Annotated in this window: 14 protein-coding genes and 1 CRISPR repeat array; of the genes, 3 read left to right on the top strand and 11 right to left on the bottom strand. The window is 64.0% G+C overall.

Going from position 1 to position 17288, the window contains the following annotated elements:
* Positions 1–15: 15 nt before the first annotated feature.
* From PC39_RS13085 to PC39_RS13075, 3 genes are all read left to right on the top strand, one after another.
* Positions 16–852, top strand: coding sequence for a hypothetical protein (locus PC39_RS13085; protein ID WP_353253844.1), 837 nt, complete (start codon positions 16–18; stop codon positions 850–852).
* Between the two features lie 189 nt (positions 853–1041).
* Positions 1042–1440, top strand: a complete 399-nt coding sequence (locus PC39_RS13080; protein ID WP_353253843.1) for a CoA-binding protein — start codon at positions 1042–1044, stop codon at positions 1438–1440.
* Between the two features lie 74 nt (positions 1441–1514).
* Positions 1515–2003, top strand: a complete 489-nt coding sequence (locus PC39_RS13075; RefSeq protein ID WP_353253842.1) for a hypothetical protein — start codon at positions 1515–1517, stop codon at positions 2001–2003.
* A gap of 716 nt (positions 2004–2719) precedes the next feature.
* A CRISPR array of direct repeats spans positions 2720–6593; the repeat unit is 28 nt; unit sequence GGTCGATCCCCGCGCATGCGGGGAAGCC.
* 47 nt (positions 6594–6640) lie between these two features.
* Here the strand turns inward: PC39_RS13075 and cas2e are convergent.
* The 11 genes from cas2e to PC39_RS13020 all read right to left on the bottom strand — a co-directional run bounded on the left by cas2e (position 6641) and on the right by PC39_RS13020 (position 16994).
* On the bottom strand, positions 6641–6940 hold the full coding sequence (cas2e, locus tag PC39_RS13070; protein WP_353253841.1) for a type I-E CRISPR-associated endoribonuclease Cas2e: 300 nt from the start codon (positions 6938–6940) through the stop codon (positions 6641–6643).
* Positions 6912–7811, bottom strand: coding sequence for a type I-E CRISPR-associated endonuclease Cas1e (gene cas1e / locus PC39_RS13065; protein WP_353253840.1), 900 nt, complete (start codon positions 7809–7811; stop codon positions 6912–6914). Before cas1e ends, cas2e begins: the two co-directional genes overlap by 29 nt.
* Positions 7808–8524 (bottom strand): type I-E CRISPR-associated protein Cas6/Cse3/CasE, encoded by a 717-nt coding sequence (cas6e, locus tag PC39_RS13060; RefSeq protein ID WP_353253839.1) that lies wholly within the window; start codon positions 8522–8524, stop codon positions 7808–7810. Before cas6e ends, cas1e begins: the two co-directional genes overlap by 4 nt.
* Positions 8515–9246 (bottom strand): type I-E CRISPR-associated protein Cas5/CasD, encoded by a 732-nt coding sequence (gene cas5e, locus PC39_RS13055; protein ID WP_353253838.1) that lies wholly within the window; start codon positions 9244–9246, stop codon positions 8515–8517. Before cas5e ends, cas6e begins: the two co-directional genes overlap by 10 nt.
* On the bottom strand, positions 9246–10526 hold the full coding sequence (cas7e, locus tag PC39_RS13050; RefSeq protein ID WP_353253837.1) for a type I-E CRISPR-associated protein Cas7/Cse4/CasC: 1281 nt from the start codon (positions 10524–10526) through the stop codon (positions 9246–9248). Before cas7e ends, cas5e begins: the two co-directional genes overlap by 1 nt.
* 11 nt (positions 10527–10537) lie before the next feature.
* On the bottom strand, positions 10538–11047 hold the full coding sequence (gene casB / locus PC39_RS13045; protein ID WP_353253836.1) for a type I-E CRISPR-associated protein Cse2/CasB: 510 nt from the start codon (positions 11045–11047) through the stop codon (positions 10538–10540).
* Between the two features lie 7 nt (positions 11048–11054).
* Positions 11055–12602 carry a type I-E CRISPR-associated protein Cse1/CasA gene (gene casA, locus PC39_RS13040; protein ID WP_353253835.1) on the bottom strand — a complete coding sequence of 516 codons (1548 nt, stop codon included), beginning with the start codon at positions 12600–12602 and terminating at the stop codon, positions 11055–11057.
* Positions 12592–15201 carry a CRISPR-associated helicase Cas3' gene (gene cas3, locus PC39_RS13035; protein ID WP_353253834.1) on the bottom strand — a complete coding sequence of 870 codons (2610 nt, stop codon included), beginning with the start codon at positions 15199–15201 and terminating at the stop codon, positions 12592–12594. The genes casA and cas3 overlap by 11 nt, the downstream gene beginning before the upstream one ends.
* A gap of 74 nt (positions 15202–15275) precedes the next feature.
* Positions 15276–15521: a hypothetical protein gene (locus tag PC39_RS13030; protein ID WP_353253833.1), complete on the bottom strand. Its 246-nt coding sequence runs from the start codon at positions 15519–15521 to the stop codon at positions 15276–15278.
* On the bottom strand, positions 15502–16011 hold the full coding sequence (locus PC39_RS13025; RefSeq protein ID WP_353253832.1) for a nucleotidyl transferase AbiEii/AbiGii toxin family protein: 510 nt from the start codon (positions 16009–16011) through the stop codon (positions 15502–15504). Before PC39_RS13025 ends, PC39_RS13030 begins: the two co-directional genes overlap by 20 nt.
* Positions 16008–16994, bottom strand: coding sequence for a helix-turn-helix transcriptional regulator (locus PC39_RS13020; RefSeq protein ID WP_353253831.1), 987 nt, complete (start codon positions 16992–16994; stop codon positions 16008–16010). The genes PC39_RS13025 and PC39_RS13020 overlap by 4 nt, the downstream gene beginning before the upstream one ends.
* Positions 16995–17288: the final 294 nt, after the last annotated feature.

The following is a 17288-nucleotide window of genomic DNA, read 5'->3' as shown; positions in this document are numbered from 1 at the left end:
GAGGAGATGAAAACGATGCGTAGTCTAATCGGCGCCGCCGTCGCCGCGACAACCGCCGCCGCGCTGGCCGGTTGCGCCCTGTTCCCCGACCGGGTCGACGAGAACCGCGAGGCCCGGCGCATCGTCGAAGCCTACCGGGTCGACGCCATGCTGGCCCAGTCCGCGCCGATCATAACCGACGCCGTCATGGCCAACCTGCCCGCGGGCCCCGGCGAGGACGAGCGCGAGCGGCTGCGCGCCGCCATCCATGCCGCCTACGACGCCGAGCGCCTGGAAGCCGCGGTCGCCGAGCGGCTGGCGGAGTGGGCGCGCGTCCAGGATCGCGCCGATGCCCTGCGCCACGCTGCCGAGCGCCTGGAGAGCGAGCTGGCCCGGGACATGATCGCGCGCGAGGACGCAGCGGCCGACGACCAGTTCGCGCAGGGTTTTCAGACCTTCCTGCAGCAGCCCGCCAACGATGCGTCGGACCAGGCCGTGCGGCGCATGCGCGGCCTCGCCGACGATCTCCGGCTCGTCGAGCTCCAGACCGCCTTCAACCTGGGCATGATGCAGGGCATGATCGCGGCCCGGAACACCGTCGTCTCCGACGACTACAGCATCTCGCCCACCAACGAGCGCATGATGCTGGAAGAGACCCGCGCCGGCCTGGACATGCGCCTGAGCCAGCAGATTCCCGTGATGCTGCTGTACGCCTACCGCGACGTGGACCAGGCCCGCCGGGCCGCCTACGCCGAACTCCAGCACGACGAGGCCCTGCGCTGGGTCAACCGCGCCCTGGCCGAGGCCCTGGAGACCGCCCTGGCCGACGCCGCCGAGCGCGTGGCCCACCTCTACCAGCCACCCGGTGCGTGACGGCGGGCCCCGCCTTCCTCCCCCTTTGCAAAGGGGGACCGAGGGGGATTTAGGACCCCAACCACAAAGACCGCTACAACGCCCCAAACAACAACCCCCGACAGGAGCCCCGGCCCAGGATAGAATCGGTCAGGTCTCTCCGGCGGCCGACTGCGCCGCCAATGGTCTCACTGCAACCCAGGCCCCGACATGACCGACGACGACATCAAGCGCCTGCTCGAACGCACCAAACGCATCGCCGTTATCGGCCTTTCCTCCGACCCCGGCCGCCCCAGTCACGGCGTCGCCCGCTCGCTGCAGGGCTTCGGCTACGAGATCGTGCCCGTGAATCCCAGGGAGACCGAAGTCCTGGGCGAGAAAAGCTATCCCGACCTCGCCTCGGTACCGGGCGACATCGACCTGGTGGACGTCTTCCGCGCTCCCGAGCACGTGCCCGGCATCGTCGACGCCTGTATCGAGCGCGGCGTGCCCGCCCTCTGGCTGCAGGAGGGCGTGGTCCACGAGGACGCCGCCCAGCGCGCCCGCGACGCCGGCATCGAGGTGGTGATGGACCGCTGCGTCTACAAGGAGTACCGCCGGCTCATGTGACGCGGGCGTTCAGGCGCGGTTCACGCGGCGCCCCCTAGAGTCATCCGCGAAAGATCGATATCGCGAGGTGACCCATGCGCCGCAAGCTCATCGCTTCGACCTGTCTGGCCGCCGTGCTGACGGCCGCCTCCCTGCCGGGACACGCCCACGAAGAGGGCGGGGACTGGCTGGACGTCCTGTTCGCCGCCGCCGGCGAGCGCAATCACGACCATGACGACCGCCGCCGCGAACTGCGTCTGTCCGACCGCGAGCGCGACCTGATCCGCGATTACTATCGCGATCATGACCGCTGGCAAGAGCGCGGCCGCGACCACCGCGGCCTGCCGCCGGGCCTGCAGAAAAAGGTTGCGCGCGGCGAACCGTTGCCGCCGGGGTGGCAGAAGAAGATCGCCCGCGGCGAAGTCCTGCCCGGAGACGTCTATCGCTACCGCCAGCCGTTGCCCGGCGACCTCCTGCGCCGCCTGCCGCGCCAGCCGGACGGCACCGAGCTCTATCGCATCGACGACGACATCGTCCGCGTGATCGTGGGCACGCGGGTGCTGGCGGACATCCTCGATCTGTAGATACGATTCCCCTGCCGAAAGGGGCAACCATACTGGCCGATCGATAAGCCAAGCCGTGGTCTGCCCCATGGCCATAGGACAGACCATCGACACTACCGACCGCGACGAGACTGCCGCTCCTGGTCGCGGAGTTCATCAAGTCGTTAGGTGGTCTCGCGCTTGTCGCGCTGCAAGGCTGAGATTTCCTCGGGCGTCAGCTTCCGGTAACGAGGGTGGCCCGAGGCCGCATCACGTCCGCCGGACGAATCTGTCGATGACGTATCCAGGCTTTTCATGCCGGCATTGCCCGAATTGTTTGGACATATCCGTTTCCCCGCTTCCTCGCGTAGCGCTACGACTATGCGGGCTCAATAACCCTCATCTCGCTGCTCTCTCACGATAGCGGCAAGGGTCTTTTCGTGGGGGAGACATTTGGGGCCATCCTTAAGGCCCAGGGCTTTGCGACGCTTGGAGCTTTTTGTCCAAGCAGCTGCCTCAAGATGTCTTCTCGTAGGCGATCGTGTCATTGTTTCCTCTCCAGACTGTTTCAAGTCGGTATGTTAATGCCACTCGCCGCACATGACGTCCTGCCCATGCCAACCTTTGTCTGGCCATCAGACATTATTTGATGGCGGGCTGAACCCCCGCTAATGCTGCGAAGAGAGCGGCATCAGTGATGCCAACCAGCCGCTTCTCTCGAAAACACCCGCGGCAGCGGGAAAGTAGTATATGCTTGTTGATGATTCCCGCGCATGCGTGGAAGCCCTTCACCGCCGGCGCCGCGCCGGGCGCTCTGACCGGGGTCGATCCCCGCGCATGCGGGGAAGCCTATCACCAGTCACGGCGAGGACGACGACGGCCAGGTCGATCCCCGCGCATGCGGGGAAGCCACCTACGTACTCCTGGACACCCTGCCGAAGCAGGGTCGATCCCCGCGCATGCGGGGAAGCCCGAAAGCCCCACCGCCGAAGTAGAACAGCAGGAGGTCGATCCCCGCGCATGCGGGGAAGCCGGCCATGCGATCCGCCAGCTCAGGGCAGTGGGAGGTCGATCCCCGCGCATGCGGGGAAGCCCTGTTCTGCGGCCTCGGCGGCGGTGCGGCCGGGGGTCGATCCCCGCGCATGCGGGGAAGCCGCGGGTGGCGTTTTCGAGGCCGCCTAGCGCGCGGGTCGATCCCCGCGCATGCGGGGAAGCCGCCGCCCGAGACGTTGTTAAGAACCTGAATCTGGGTCGATCCCCGCGCATGCGGGGAAGCCGTTTCGGATAACGCGCGCTCCTGGGGCGTCGAAGGTCGATCCCCGCGCATGCGGGGAAGCCGGCGGCCCTCTTTGTCAATTTTCGCGTATTTCAGGTCGATCCCCGCGCATGCGGGGAAGCCGCGCGGTCAGTCTTTTTTTGCGGCGTCGACCTGGGTCGATCCCCGCGCATGCGGGGAAGCCAAGAAGTGCCGCAACCCGGACTGCCGGCAGTGGGGTCGATCCCCGCGCATGCGGGGAAGCCGAGGTCCAGCGGCACGATGTCCGCCTCGAGAAGGGTCGATCCCCGCGCATGCGGGGAAGCCGCCAGCGGCGAGCAATGCCGATCCGATCCGCCAGGTCGATCCCCGCGCATGCGGGGAAGCCGGACGGTCCTGTTTCGGCGGCGGGATCAGGGCGGGTAGATCCCCGCGCATGCGGGGAAGCCTATTCATTTTTGGACAGGCCGATCCCGTCAGGGGGTCGATCCCCGCGCATGCGGGGAAGCCCATAGCCGCGATCTCGCCGGCCAACCGGGCAAAGGTCGATCCCCGCGCATGCGGGGAAGCCCTACCCCGAGCCCCAGGCCCTGCACGATTACAGGGTCGATCCCCGCGCATGCGGGGAAGCCGCCGAGGATGACGCCGTTGGCCGCCTTCCAGGAGGTCGATCCCCGCGCATGCGGGGAAGCCCACCCAGTTGAACAGCGGTAGTGATATCCCACGGGTCGATCCCCGCGCATGCGGGGAAGCCGTGGCCTTCGTGGAGGACGGCTTCGACGCCGAGGGTCGATCCCCGCGCATGCGGGGAAGCCAGCAGACCCAGGCGGCGCAGTCCCTGGCCGAGAGGTCGATCCCCGCGCATGCGGGGAAGCCGGGGTGGTCCAACCCGCCGCCCCTCTCCCGCGTGGTCGATCCCCGCGCATGCGGGGAAGCCGCCGCGGCGGTCATGTAGCCGTCGCTGTCGGCAGGTCGATCCCCGCGCATGCGGGGAAGCCCGAGGATGACGCTGCTTTTACGTTCCGCCATGGGGTCGATCCCCGCGCATGCGGGGAAGCCGGCAGCATCACCGCCGTCGCCGGCCGCGGCGAGGGTCGATCCCCGCGCATGCGGGGAAGCCGGCGCTATCCGCGAGATCTGCGGCGTCGAACCGGGTCGATCCCCGCGCATGCGGGGAAGCCAGCACATGCAGACCGCTGCGACCGGTGTCGACGGGTCGATCCCCGCGCATGCGGGGAAGCCCCACGCAGCGCATCGTCGAACTGCGCCAGGAAAGGTCGATCCCCGCGCATGCGGGGAAGCCTGCCCGAAAGACGCCGATCACGGTGTGCACGAAGGTCGATCCCCGCGCATGCGGGGAAGCCCAGGTCGGGTGCGGCGGCCAGCTCCGCCGGCGGGGTCGATCCCCGCGCATGCGGGGAAGCCTGCTGATCTCCCACATCCGCGAAGCCATCAGTAGGTCGATCCCCGCGCATGCGGGGAAGCCTTGGGCACCGGCGACGGATTGCCGCCGGCGTTGGGTCGATCCCCGCGCATGCGGGGAAGCCCTCGGTGGTGGCGTCGAGGATCTCCAGCTCGTAGGTCGATCCCCGCGCATGCGGGGAAGCCCCGGGGCCGGTGTCCGTGGGCGCGCGGGCGATGGGTCGATCCCCGCGCATGCGGGGAAGCCTTCGCCTCCTCCGGCGTCGGATGCCCCTCCAGGGGTCGATCCCCGCGCATGCGGGGAAGCCGTCCGGAAGGATTCCGCGAAGAACGACGGAGAAGGTCGATCCCCGCGCATGCGGGGAAGCCCGCGATGTCTGGCAGGCCGAGCACCAGGCCGCGGGTCGATCCCCGCGCATGCGGGGAAGCCGCGCTCACTCAGGCCATGACCGTCGCCGGCATAGGTCGATCCCCGCGCATGCGGGGAAGCCTCCTCCTTGACCCGGATCAGCACCCGCGCCTTGGGTCGATCCCCGCGCATGCGGGGAAGCCGCCAGAGATCGGCGCCATCGGTGTCTATCCGCAGGTCGATCCCCGCGCATGCGGGGAAGCCCGCGCCCGACAGTTCCTTCATGTCCCCGTGCAAGGTCGATCCCCGCGCATGCGGGGAAGCCAGGCGCGGCCAGGTTGTCGGCGAGCCGCCCCAAGGTCGATCCCCGCGCATGCGGGGAAGCCGACGAACCCTTCACCAGTCCGAGCGGCGCACGGGGTCGATCCCCGCGCATGCGGGGAAGCCCCGCCGGGGTTCAACGGCTGGAGATCGACCAGGGGTCGATCCCCGCGCATGCGGGGAAGCCCCTCGGCCCGCTCCCGCGCCTCGCGCTCGGCAGGGTCGATCCCCGCGCATGCGGGGAAGCCTCCTCGCCGCGCGGCAGTTCGAGCCCGTCCTGAGGTCGATCCCCGCGCATGCGGGGAAGCCCGCCGAAAGGGCGATGGCTGGCACTACGCCTGGGGTCGATCCCCGCGCATGCGGGGAAGCCACGTCCGACATGACCAACGGCAACATGACGATGGGTCGATCCCCGCGCATGCGGGGAAGCCGCCCCTGCTGTCTCGCGGCCACGCATGGCCGGAGGTCGATCCCCGCGCATGCGGGGAAGCCGTGAAAGACGGGGACGACCAGTCGAAACTATTGGGTCGATCCCCGCGCATGCGGGGAAGCCGGAACTTCGAGACGGATCGGGCGTGGCGGGAACGGTCGATCCCCGCGCATGCGGGGAAGCCTCGGCCAGTAAGTCGGCCTTGAGCTGCGGGTCAGGTCGATCCCCGCGCATGCGGGGAAGCCGCATGACCACCACCCGCTACGCCATCCGCGTCAGGTCGATCCCCGCGCATGCGGGGAAGCCGGCAAGAAACTCCCGCCGATGCTGGACGCGGCGGGTCGATCCCCGCGCATGCGGGGAAGCCGGCATTCTCGCCGGTGCTGACTGTCGCACTGGAGGTCGATCCCCGCGCATGCGGGGAAGCCAGTGCATGTCGTCGTCGCGCTGCCTCCACAAGAGGTCGATCCCCGCGCATGCGGGGAAGCCTCGGAGCCATTGCTACCGATGTCGCCAAGGGAGGGTCGATCCCCGCGCATGCGGGGAAGCCGAACGCAATCTTTCTCGTCTCGAGGCGGACCAGGGTCGATCCCCGCGCATGCGGGGAAGCCAGATGTATGCCTTGGGTGCGAGCAGCAACAAAAGGTCGATCCCCGCGCATGCGGGGAAGCCCCGGCGAGCACGCGGGACATGCGGCCTTCGTGGGGTCGATCCCCGCGCATGCGGGGAAGCCATGCTCAGAGGGATTCTGGCAGCCCTGTGCCTGGGTCGATCCCCGCGCATGCGGGGAAGCCCGCAAGGCAGGCGCCATCCGCCGCCGCGCCATGGGTCGATCCCCGCGCATGCGGGGAAGCCTCTAGCTAATAGTGCCCTGTCTTATATTGATTTTTAAAGAGCGGAGTTCAATTGGAAGGACGTCGCGCCAAGACGATGCCATCAATTTCGATGAGATCCACAGGTGGAATACCTAGGGTTTTAACGGCTTGCCCGGCCGGTACTTTGTTTTCGTGCCAAACCATAATGATCGAAGCATCTCGTTCGTAAGGCCACCACTCTTCGAGTACTGTCCATATGCGTTTGCGTACAGCAGCAGAGAGGCGAGGTGCACTGTAGACGCCTGCGGAAAGTTCCAGCATAGATGAGGCCAGGAAGCCGCGTGTCCTGTCGCTGACGTTACGAGTCACCACCATTGTCATCGGCATCGAGCAACTCCTTGATACGATCGATCATCTTGGGCACGAGTTGGCGCTTACGAAACTCCGCTGCACTGTCGTGTCGAAGTGTTCGTTCAATACTGAGGCTCGGATCGTTCAGTACCTTGCGGGCTGCCTGGAAAGCCAGCGGAATGGTGACTTCGGCCCGGTACAGATCGGCTATATCCAGTGTAAATGCATTGCTGGAGTCTTCATGGATGAAGCCAAGCGGCGGCAGTGCGCCGGTTGCAGCTACGGCGATATCGGTAGCAGATTCCACGAACGTTGCCGCGTGATTGATTGCTTGGTTCGGTATATCAGCCGCTGTCGGATTGGATCGGTCATAACGGCGTCCCTTCCAGGGGATACCAAACCGTTCTGCCTCGACGCGGTACAACTCCTTGACGCGACCGCCTTCGATACCACGGAGCACGGAAATATCTCGGTGCGGCAGCACGCGGCCGAAGCGGAATGCGTACATGCGCCGGGCTATGTCCAGGCGGGCAGTCTCGTTTGCCCACAATGTTGCCTGTCGCCGTGCGGTCGCCGACCGTCCTTGTCCCATGGGCGGTGCGGTGTAGTATTTGGTGCCGCCTCCGCCGATCGCGGCGAGCAGCGTTCCGTGGCGAGCAAGCACACGCAGCACGTCATGCGTGACGCTGCAGCCCGGGCCGAGCAGGATCATGGACAAGCCCTGATAGGGGATGGCGTAGTCGCCGGCCGCCAAATCGTCCGAGTTGGAGCAGACGAATCGCAGCGTACCGTCCTCGACGGACAGCCGGCCGCGCGAGAGCCACAGCAGGCCATGGCGGTCGGCGTGGGGGATGCGGGCACCGGACAACCCCAAGCGCCCGGGCAGGAACCCACTACGACTACTCATGCGGGGCGCAGAAGCAGCATGCCGAAGCCGAAAGCCCGATGACGGCCTATGCCATTATGCAGCAGAGTTCGGAAGGCGTCGGGGTCCCGGACTGTAAGTCGTCCGCTGAGCAGTGCATCCGGCCGCACAACACGACGGCCGGCCCGATTCCGTGTGTCGGCCGATCGGCCTTGGCGCCAAGTGGAAACCAGCCGAAAGGCTTTCAGGTTGAACGTGTCATCGTCGAGGCTTGCAGCGCCGTTCAGCCTGGAGGAAAGCCAATCTCGATACACGCTCGTCCGGCTATGCACTGTCGGTTCCCCGCTGCTAGGCAGCTGCGCGAGGAAGGCATCACGTTCGCCCAGTTTGCCGCGAACGATGGGGCAGATGCGAACTTCGAAGCCCAGCGTCTGCCCCTGCCGCCATGTGATATCGCCTATCGGCTTGGAAGCCGCGCTGTCCCAATCGCAGACTGCCATAGCCTGCGGTGTCGCGAACAACTGCACATGCTCACGGAGCATATCCGCGTCCGCCTTGCCATAGCCCAGCAGCCGAAGCGATCCGTTGCGTTGCTCCATCGGTCGGAAGGTGCGGGGTGCGAACTCACCCAGCGCGTCCGTCAGCCAGCTGTGAATGGCGTAGCCGAGGTCCTCGTCGTGAGCATGGTTGTGTCCCTGTACCTGGGCATGCCTCACGAGATGATCCGGTCTGAGCTGTAAGTCGATCATGTGCATGGCGGCACCTCGCTGATGTGCCCGACGATCACGGGGCGAAGTCCGACATGGGCCTGGATGCGCCAGTCCCGTTCATCCGTTCGGTTCTCGCGCTGCCGGACTTCCGTCGGGGCATCCTCGCAGCCCGGCGGCCAGCAGGCCTCGAAACGCTCCGTGTCCGGTGAAGCCCGCCTGTCCCGCGGTTCGGCCCCGAGAGCTGAGAGCGTATTCGCCGCCTCGCACTGCCCGAGAACCAGCCGCCCCGCCGGCAGACAGGTCTTCCGGCCTAGGAACAGCGGGCGGGCTGGGTGTTGCAGGGCAGCCGTTACGGCGTCGAGATCGGGAGATCCCTCGCGCAGAGCAAGAGCAAGCGTCATGACGCCATCGGCCCAATAGTGGCGATACCTCTGGTGAGTGCCCTTTTTTGCTGCCTCTCCCCCTTCCCGATGCTCCGGGACACCACGCGTCGTCCAACCCGGTTGGACCAAGTGAGGCTGCCCGAGATCAACCGTGTGGTAATCCCTCAACGGCGTCGGCGGCACATCCCACCGGGCGGCGTATTCGATGCGGGACTGGAGTTCGTTCAGGGCTTCAGCGTCGCCGTGATGCCAGCCCAGGGCGTTCGCGATCAGCCCGGTCAGCATGGCCCGGCCAGGAAAGCGGTCCGTGCGGTTGTGCTGATCGACGAGCACGCCGCCGAAGCTCATCAAGGGCGCGTCGAATCGCAGCATCAGACAACGCATCACGCACCTCCGAAGATACTGTCCAGCGCTGACTCGATGGTCTGGTTCAGTGGTGCCCTGCGGGCTTCGGGGACGGCGTCGGTATCGCGGGTCGAAGCGATGAAGCGTGATCCCTCGACCCCGTACATACCGTCGAGCTGTCTCAGGTAGCCTCCTAATGTGTCCACGGCCTGCTGCATGACATCGCCGTTCGGGCGGAGGCGGTTGAGGTAGGCATTGGCAAGGGACCGCGGTTGCGTGTCCCCGGTTTCCAGCAGGGCGTAGTCGGTACGAGCGTAAGGGGCGGTCGCGCCCAGCTTGGCGCCGGGGGACACCGTTGCAATCGAGTTGACCAGGCCGGTGATCACCTCGCGTGCGTCGCCGATCGCCTCGGGCTGGCTCCGCCACTCGCTCCGGTCGCAGCCGGAGAGATTGGAGATCAGCAGCGGCACGTCGACTACCACGTACCCGTAGAAGAGACCGGCCCCGAGCTCCATGTCACCCGCGTGGGCAGCGCCGGCGTCCTCGCCGACCTCCTTGAGGTCGTCCACGACAGTGAAGTAGTCCACTTCGTTATCCAGCGCGTGGACTGTAAAGGCGTGAGCGACGTGTACGCTTGCATCGGTGCGCGCGAGAATGTCGGAGGTGATGAAGCGGCCGAACAGTGCTCCTTCGATGCCGGCGAACCAAGTGCCGCGTGCAAGCAGAGCATCAAAATTCGACCCTAGATTCGCGTTACCATTCTTCGCATTTTCCAGATTTTTGGCCACATTAGCTCGAAGCTCACTGCGCGCATCTTCCTTAGAGCGCATTCTCCCGTTCTCATCAACAGCAGCTTCTTGGATCATGTTTGCCAGAAACCGAGCCTCCGGGTAGCCAAACAAAATAGGCTGCGACGGCTCTAAAATTCCGTTTCGTTCCTCCATGGAGTCTGGCGCTTTGAGATCCTTTACATCGCTGTCTTTGAGCGCCTTCTTTCGAGCATCGGATTTCATGAATAATAATATGGCGAGTTCTCGGGTCAGATCCTTAACCACTTCTTCGTCCTGTATCTCGTCCTTGACAAGTGGCGTTACCGATCTGCCGAAGAAATAGCGAGTTCGATATCCACTGATCGCTTTGCGGTCACCACCGCTTGATAGTTTGTTGACCAATGCCATGCGCCAGTGCCGCTTCAAGCACTGCGAGGACACGCGCATGCGCTCAGTACCACCGAAGGGAATCCGCTTGGCGAGACCGGCATCGTCCCGGTTCAGAAGCGCCGCGTGGTAGGAAGTTAGTGTGTGAATCTGCAGAAACATGGTGGTCCTCCTCAGTCGGTCTCGACGGCGTGGCCGTCCGTAGCGGATGGGGTGAGGTAAAAATTGCGGGCAATGCGCTGGTTGACGCGTTCGCGGGTCTCGTCGTCCCGGGCGAACAGCAGCCAGGCGATGTCCTTCCAGTTGCAGCGGATCCGCTGGGCCGCCAAGCGCGTGGCGGCGCGTAGGGTCAGAGTGGCGAGTACGCGGCCTTCCGCCGCGAGCAGACTCTCTAGTCGCAACTCGGAGTAGTCGCAGTCGGTCAGGGCGCTGCCGAAGGGCGCCGACGGATTGTGGGGATTCTGGTGCTGCTGGGCGAGTGCCGCAATCAGCGTCCGCCACGCCAACGCCTGCTGCTCGCCCTGCCAGTGCTCGGGTACGTGACGAAGCAGAAAGCGGTGGTAGGACAACGGTGTCGGCCCGCTAATGCCCATGCGCTTGAGACGGGCTCGCTCGCCATTGGGGAAGCCCTCCCCGTGAATGATAGCCGCCAGGCGGGGTACGAGGTCGGCTGGATGTTTCACTTCCGATTCAGCTTGCGACATCGCTCATCTCCTTATCAAAATGCCTCCGGAAGGCGCCGTGGAACAGCCCGGTCGCTCGGACCTTGCCGCGATAGCGTCGCCCCGTGCGCTGAGGTGCGGTCTGCAGTGCGTTTTCCAATACCCTGATGGCCTGCGTTTGCAGTTCACTGAGCCATTCGGCCCGGACAGCGTCGTCCGTTTGGTTGATGGTTTGCCAAAGCCAAGGGAAATAACCGCTCGCCCAGTGCTGGTCGTAGCGGGCCAGCCAGGAATCTACCCAGTGGCCGGCTTCGCGGCGGTTGGTATCGGGCCACTCCTCAGGACCGCCTTCCACGAGTGCGAACAGGGCGGGGCGGAGGGCTTTGCTGCGGACATCGCGTGCCCTAGTCAGTGCCCAGTCGGATAGTTTCCCCAGCCGGTCCTGGGCTTCGCCATGCTGCAGCAGCAGCTTTTTTGCCTTTGGCGTGATGTAGATGCGAGCTTCGTGGTATCCGTTCGTGGTGCCCTCTCCTCGTGCGAGTGCTGAAGCGTGAAACCATGCAGGCCCTTTGTCTGGGCTAAGCGATTGCATCGGGGCCGGCTGATGGTTGACATTCGCGAGAATCAGGTCACGTAATTGCTCAGGATCGAAACCGCGACCTTGAACATTCAGAGCACTTTGATCCTTGCGTCTTATCGGAGTCCACGGGTCTCCTACATTGCCTTTCGTTTCTTTGGCCACCGTGATCCGGACAGTCTTCGCGGATGCCCCCACGGCGGTTATGGTCTTTCCGGCGGCAATCAGGCGTACTAATCGGGAAACTTCGATGAAGAACGGATGCAGTGCATTCAGACCCAGGCCTGCCTTGCCGTCCCAGGAGATCAGCCATAACAAACAATTACCGTTGCGTTGATAAGGCCAAGGTTCGCAAAGCATTGTTTCTAAACGTTCCAAGAGTCGAGTAACGTCCTCTTTCCAGCGGTGGGAAGGCTGTAGGTCGGTGTTGTATGCCACACACGGTCGGGAGCCATATCCTCCGTTCATGCGGCAGATGCCGTAATTCCCACTACCTCCGTAACCACTCATCGTTTGCATCGAAATCAGCGCCAAAGCCCAGGCCTCGGCCGTCGCCCCGCTCAGCCGTGCCCCTTTCAGATCGTGATTCTTCGCCGTCTGCAGCACATCGAGTTCGTCGGGCGTCGCCGCCTTTGGTTTGTAAGTCTCGAACTCCTTAGTGCTAGGAGTCGGCGGCTGCATAAAGGCCGGCCGAGTGGGATCGTCCACCACCAGTGTCCAGGCATCGTCATCATCACGGCCGGTCAGAAGCCGAAGGCCGTTCCGCCAGAACGTGTCGTCCTGAACGGGATCGGATTCACCCTCCCGATTAAGCACCGTGCCGGCCAGATAGCAGAGGAAGATGTGAAAGGCGTCGGCTTGATGCCGCTGAATGCCCGTTAGGTTCTCGACCTCGCCTCGCCCCAGCGCCTGCAGCAACGTTGGGAGGGATAGGGACTGCCGTTCTCCTGAGGGAAGCTGAATGCCGAAGACATCATCGAGCAACAGATTAGCGTTCATCGTCGAGCTCCAGTCCGAGGCGGGTATATCGATAGGCCTTGTTGCCGTAGTGGAATCGCAGAGTCGATCCGTCTGTTTCCGGCGGCTCGGTCAGTTCAGTGGCGTCTGCCCCCTGAGCCATCCAGCCGGGGACGGCCAGCTCGTAGAGCATCTGGCCGAAGGGGCTCGTCACAGGCTCCGGCAGCGGAATGCGGCGGTCCTCCAGGCCTAGCCGGGTCTTGAGCTTCTCGTTCAGGGCACGAAAGCGCAGGGCGGGGTCGCCGAAGACCTCGGTCTCCGGGATCAGCGCGCTTCGCGCCGTCTGTCCGTGTGCCATGGCCACGGCGCAGAGTTCATTGCGATGGCGGACCCAGGGACCGCTGTCGAACCGGTTAAGGTTGTCGGGGTGGGTGGCCCACTCCACCAAAGAGCGGTTATCCGCCGGAATGCGAATATCGCAGCCCCCGCCGATGTGCTCCAGGGTCAGTCGGGCGATGCGCAGGTCGGGATAGACCTTGCCGAGCCCGGCTTCGCCGCGGACATCGCCGCGTGCGTTGAAAAAGGACTCCAGAGTGGGATCGTCGGGAACAAGCACTGTGCAGCGGGGCGATTCGAAGCCGGTGGGGCGTGCACGCTTGTGCCGGTGTAGCCGGCCGATGCGCTGGAGCAGCACGTCCATCGGGCAGAGATCCGTCACTAGCCAGTCCGCATCGATATCGAGGCTTTGTTCCAGCGTCTGCGAGCCGATCAGCAGCAGCGGCCCGGCACCACTTTCCTTCCCCAGTCGTTCGCTTACCTCCCGGTCGAGCAGCAGGCGGTCAGCGCGAGCGAAGCGGCCGTGGTGCGGACAAACGATGTCACCGACCCGGAACAGAGACTCCGCCAGCCTGAGGACCGTCTCTGCGGCCCGGAGTAGGGAGATAACCCTGGAAACAGTATTGAGAACAACAAGCACACGCGCGCCGCTCTCGATGGCCTCCGCCAGATCCGGCAGGATTCGCTCCGGGTCCGATAGGTGCGGCGCCGGCTCGATTCGGACGTGCTTTTCGCGTTTGGATACAGCAGCCACTGGCTCGATCCGCCCCTGACTGTCTGTGATCGACGGATAGGGCAGATTGCTCGCTTTCTCCAAAGGGGGAGGGGTATGCACGGACTGCAAGGGTGCTAGCAGCTCAGTACGCGCATCGCTTCCCAGGGTGGCAGAGAGCAGCAGGGCATGGCCGCCCGCCGCACGGTGGTGGTCCAGTACCGCCCGGAGCAGGCCACGCATGTAGGTATCCGACGCGTGCACCTCGTCCACCACCAGTAGCGACCGATCCAGGCAAACCGAGCGGAGGTGAGCGTGCTTCGTCTGCATCACAGACAGGAGCGCCTGATCGATCGTGCCAACTGCGATCGGTGCCGCAAGGAATCGTTTCGGTATCTCTGATGACCACGCTCGTTCTCGCAGTCCAGCTGAGAGATCATCATCCCAAAGACAACTCGCCGTCGGTAGCAGCCGCTTAACGTCAACGCCATCGACCTGAACATAGCCAGGTACGGCCAATAACACAGGTGGGTGATCCTCCCCGAAAGCGGTCTTCGCAAAGTCCAGCATGCGCTCGTAGAGTTCCCTCGCCGCGACCCGTGTCGGAAGCGCGAAGTAGAGGGAATCCACCTCGCCGGTTGTGAACAGCCGAAAAAAGTGACCGAGCGCCGCCTCCGTCTTGCCCGATCCGGTTTCGGATTCCGCGATCAAGACGGGTGATTCGCTTGGCTTGAAAAGCGCAGTCTGTAGCGGTGTAGGCTTGGGTTCGAAGGAGAACAATTCCGGGAAGGCGCTATGTGGATTTACTCGTGCCCGGACATCCGTCAGATCCAAACCCACTGCCCGGAGAGCCCGCTCTGCGGCTTGCCGGGCAAACTCGGCACGCGATGCGTGTTCGTGGTGATAGGGGAAGAATCCTTCGGCATGAGAGCCCAGCCAGTCCGCCAGCATGACGAGACCGGCAAAGCGGTGTTGTAACGCTGGCGTGGCGGAAAGCGGCGGGTCATTGGGAGCAAAGGCGCCGGGAAATATTTCTCGGGCTTCGCTCAGGAGGCAGGCGATATCGGCGATCGGATCGACGCCTTGTTTTTCGAGCCAGAGTGCTCTTTGTATGTGAACTTCCGTGTCGTCCAGTTCGATGGGTTTGCCGTGGTGCGAGATGCTGGCGAGCAGCATTCGCAGTGCGTCCTCCGGGCCATCAAACCAAGTCTGGAGCGTTGTATAGTCGATGGCTTCCAGAAAGCGCGGCTGCAGGTTCTCGTCACAGATCAACGCGCTTACTATCTTGACGTGACCGGCGGTTTGCGATGGATGCCGTAGGGCCTTGGCCTGAAAGCCATGATTGCACTTTCCAAGGTCGTGGAGGAAGGCGAGAACGGCAAGTCGCTCGATATCCGTAGCCGTTAGTGGCCGCCCAACTGTTTTGGCCAAGGAACGTGTTATGGCGTTCTGTTGGCACAGAGCCTGGAAGACACTGGCGACATCCGTGCAATGGTTGGATAGAGATAGCCAATCCTCGACATTGCCATCGTCATCCTTCTTTAGCTTGCCCCAGAGCCTGGGTTCAGAATTTTGCGGATAATAAGAGGACAAAGGATTTTCACGAGCTTGTTTGATATGTGCCGATCACTACTACCATCCGAAGTTCGCAAAACCTGCGAACGGCATCATTTCTTGGGATGGCTCAAATTCCCGTAGTCTGTTTTGGATTCGACAACCTTTTGTTGCCCTTTCGATGACTGGATGTCGTGGCCAAGGGCTTCTGCCAGCTCGGCCATCTCTTCCTGTGCGGCCAGGATTCGTTCCAGCGGCAGCGCGGCCCAGCGGCGCATGGCCTCGCGTCTGGCACCCTCCCAGGTGCCGGCTTTCCAGTCACTCTGCGGATCGTGGCGCTTATTCCTGCCCATCGTCATCCAGTATGAGCCGCAGGTTCTCTATATCGATGCGGTCCTGATCGCGTCCGGCGGCCTCTTTCATGCGGATCAGTGTCGGGATGGAGACGAAGCGGACTTCGATGTCGCCGTAGAGCGGTTTGATCAGGGCGCGTTCGTACTCGTCGTCGAATGAGAAGGGGACTTCCACGAAGAGGTCGATCGGCGTCTCCCGATGTTCATCGCTCCAGAGCTGGAATACACGCATGCCTTTCTCGCGTATCCAGCGTTGGCGCTGTTCGGCGTCTGCGAACTGGTCGGTAGTAACGGGGAGGACGGGCTTGTAGCCGATGCTTTGCAAAGCGTCGAGAGCACGTCCGACATTATCCGGTGCCAGGTCCAGAACCACGTCGGCGTCCTTGGTGAACCGCAGATATCCATGTGCGTTGACCGCTACGCCACCGGCGATCAGGTAGCGTACGTCGGCGTCGTTGAGAGCGCGGACGATTGCCTCGAAACTGGCCAGCTTCACTGGTTGTTCCCCGATGTTCGATACCGCATCGCCGCCTTCTCCAACTTCTGTGCTATTTGCCTGCGTAAAGTCTCTGGCTCGGCCACCTCAACATCATCACCATAGCGCAGGATATCGAGGATCAGTTCGGTCGGGTCGCCGTAGGGAATCCGAAGCTCGTAGCGGCCGTCGTCGCGCCAGCGGCTTTGTTGTTCAGGATGCCATGTCTCGTCGGCGATCCACTCGGCGCGTTCGTGCTGGAATATCAGCACGGCGATGTTTGTCGGTTCGCCGGAGAAGATGCCGTAGGCGGTGGCCAGTCGTCGGTCGAGTTCCGGTTCGTCGATATGCTTCGCGGCCTCGGCCGAGGTTCTGGGATTGTCGATGCGGTCAACGGCGAAGCTGCGCAGGTCCTCGCGTTGGTGGCACCAGGCATCGAGATACCAGTTGTCCCGATAGCGGGTGAGTCGCTGTGGCGAGACCTCGCGTTCGCCGGATCGGTCGCTGGACCGTGGGCGGTAATGCAGTGTCAGACGCCGGCGCTCGATCAGGGCGGCAGCCAGGGTTCTGAAGGTGTCGGCTTCGATGGGGCGATCGGCGATGCTGAGGATGCGGATACGCCGTGCCAGTTCGCCGTTGCCCAGGCGTCTATGCGACAGGATACGGTTGATGCGATCACGCAGCGGGGCGATCTCTGCGTCGATGACGCCGGGTTGGACATCGACCAGGAGTTTCTGGGCGGCGAGGAGGGCGTAGAGTTCGGAGGCGTTGAACCAGAGGCCGGGCAACTCGAAGTTGTCCGCCTCGGGGCGAGGGTAGTACAGGCGGCCGGTGCCTTCCTCGCTTTCCACCGGCGCGCCGAAGTGCGAGATCAGGGCGTCGCGCACGCGGTAGACGGTGGACTCGGAGCAGTCCAGTTCGTCGGCCAGTTGTTGGCGGGATACCGGATAGCGGCGTGCCTTGAGTATCCCGTGGAGTGCGTAAATCCGGTCCAGGCGGTCCATCGCGCCCTATGCCTCGTTCCCTGAGCGTCAACCCTAGCAGAATGTGGCCGAGTCGAGGCGTAGGGATTCCCGGCGCATTGCCGTCGGTCCGGCTTGTCTATCGTCGTGCTTTATCGGTTCGTGGGGGCTGAGGGGCACGAGCCGCCGGCGGAGGGTGGACCGACGGCGAGGTTGCGGTACGGGTGTTGGTGGGTTGCGGGGTGCCGGTGCGGCTTCGGTGATGGTTTGTTTTCCCCCTCACCCTAGCCCTCGTATGTTGCCAACGCCACGGCAATCAGGAGCATGAGAAGAGTT

Origin of the sequence: Salinisphaera sp. PC39, assembly GCF_040361335.1 — a bacterium.
In the GTDB taxonomy this organism is placed as follows: domain Bacteria; phylum Pseudomonadota; class Gammaproteobacteria; order Nevskiales; family Salinisphaeraceae; genus APNM01.
This window is presented reverse-complemented; position numbering and strand designations above follow the sequence as displayed.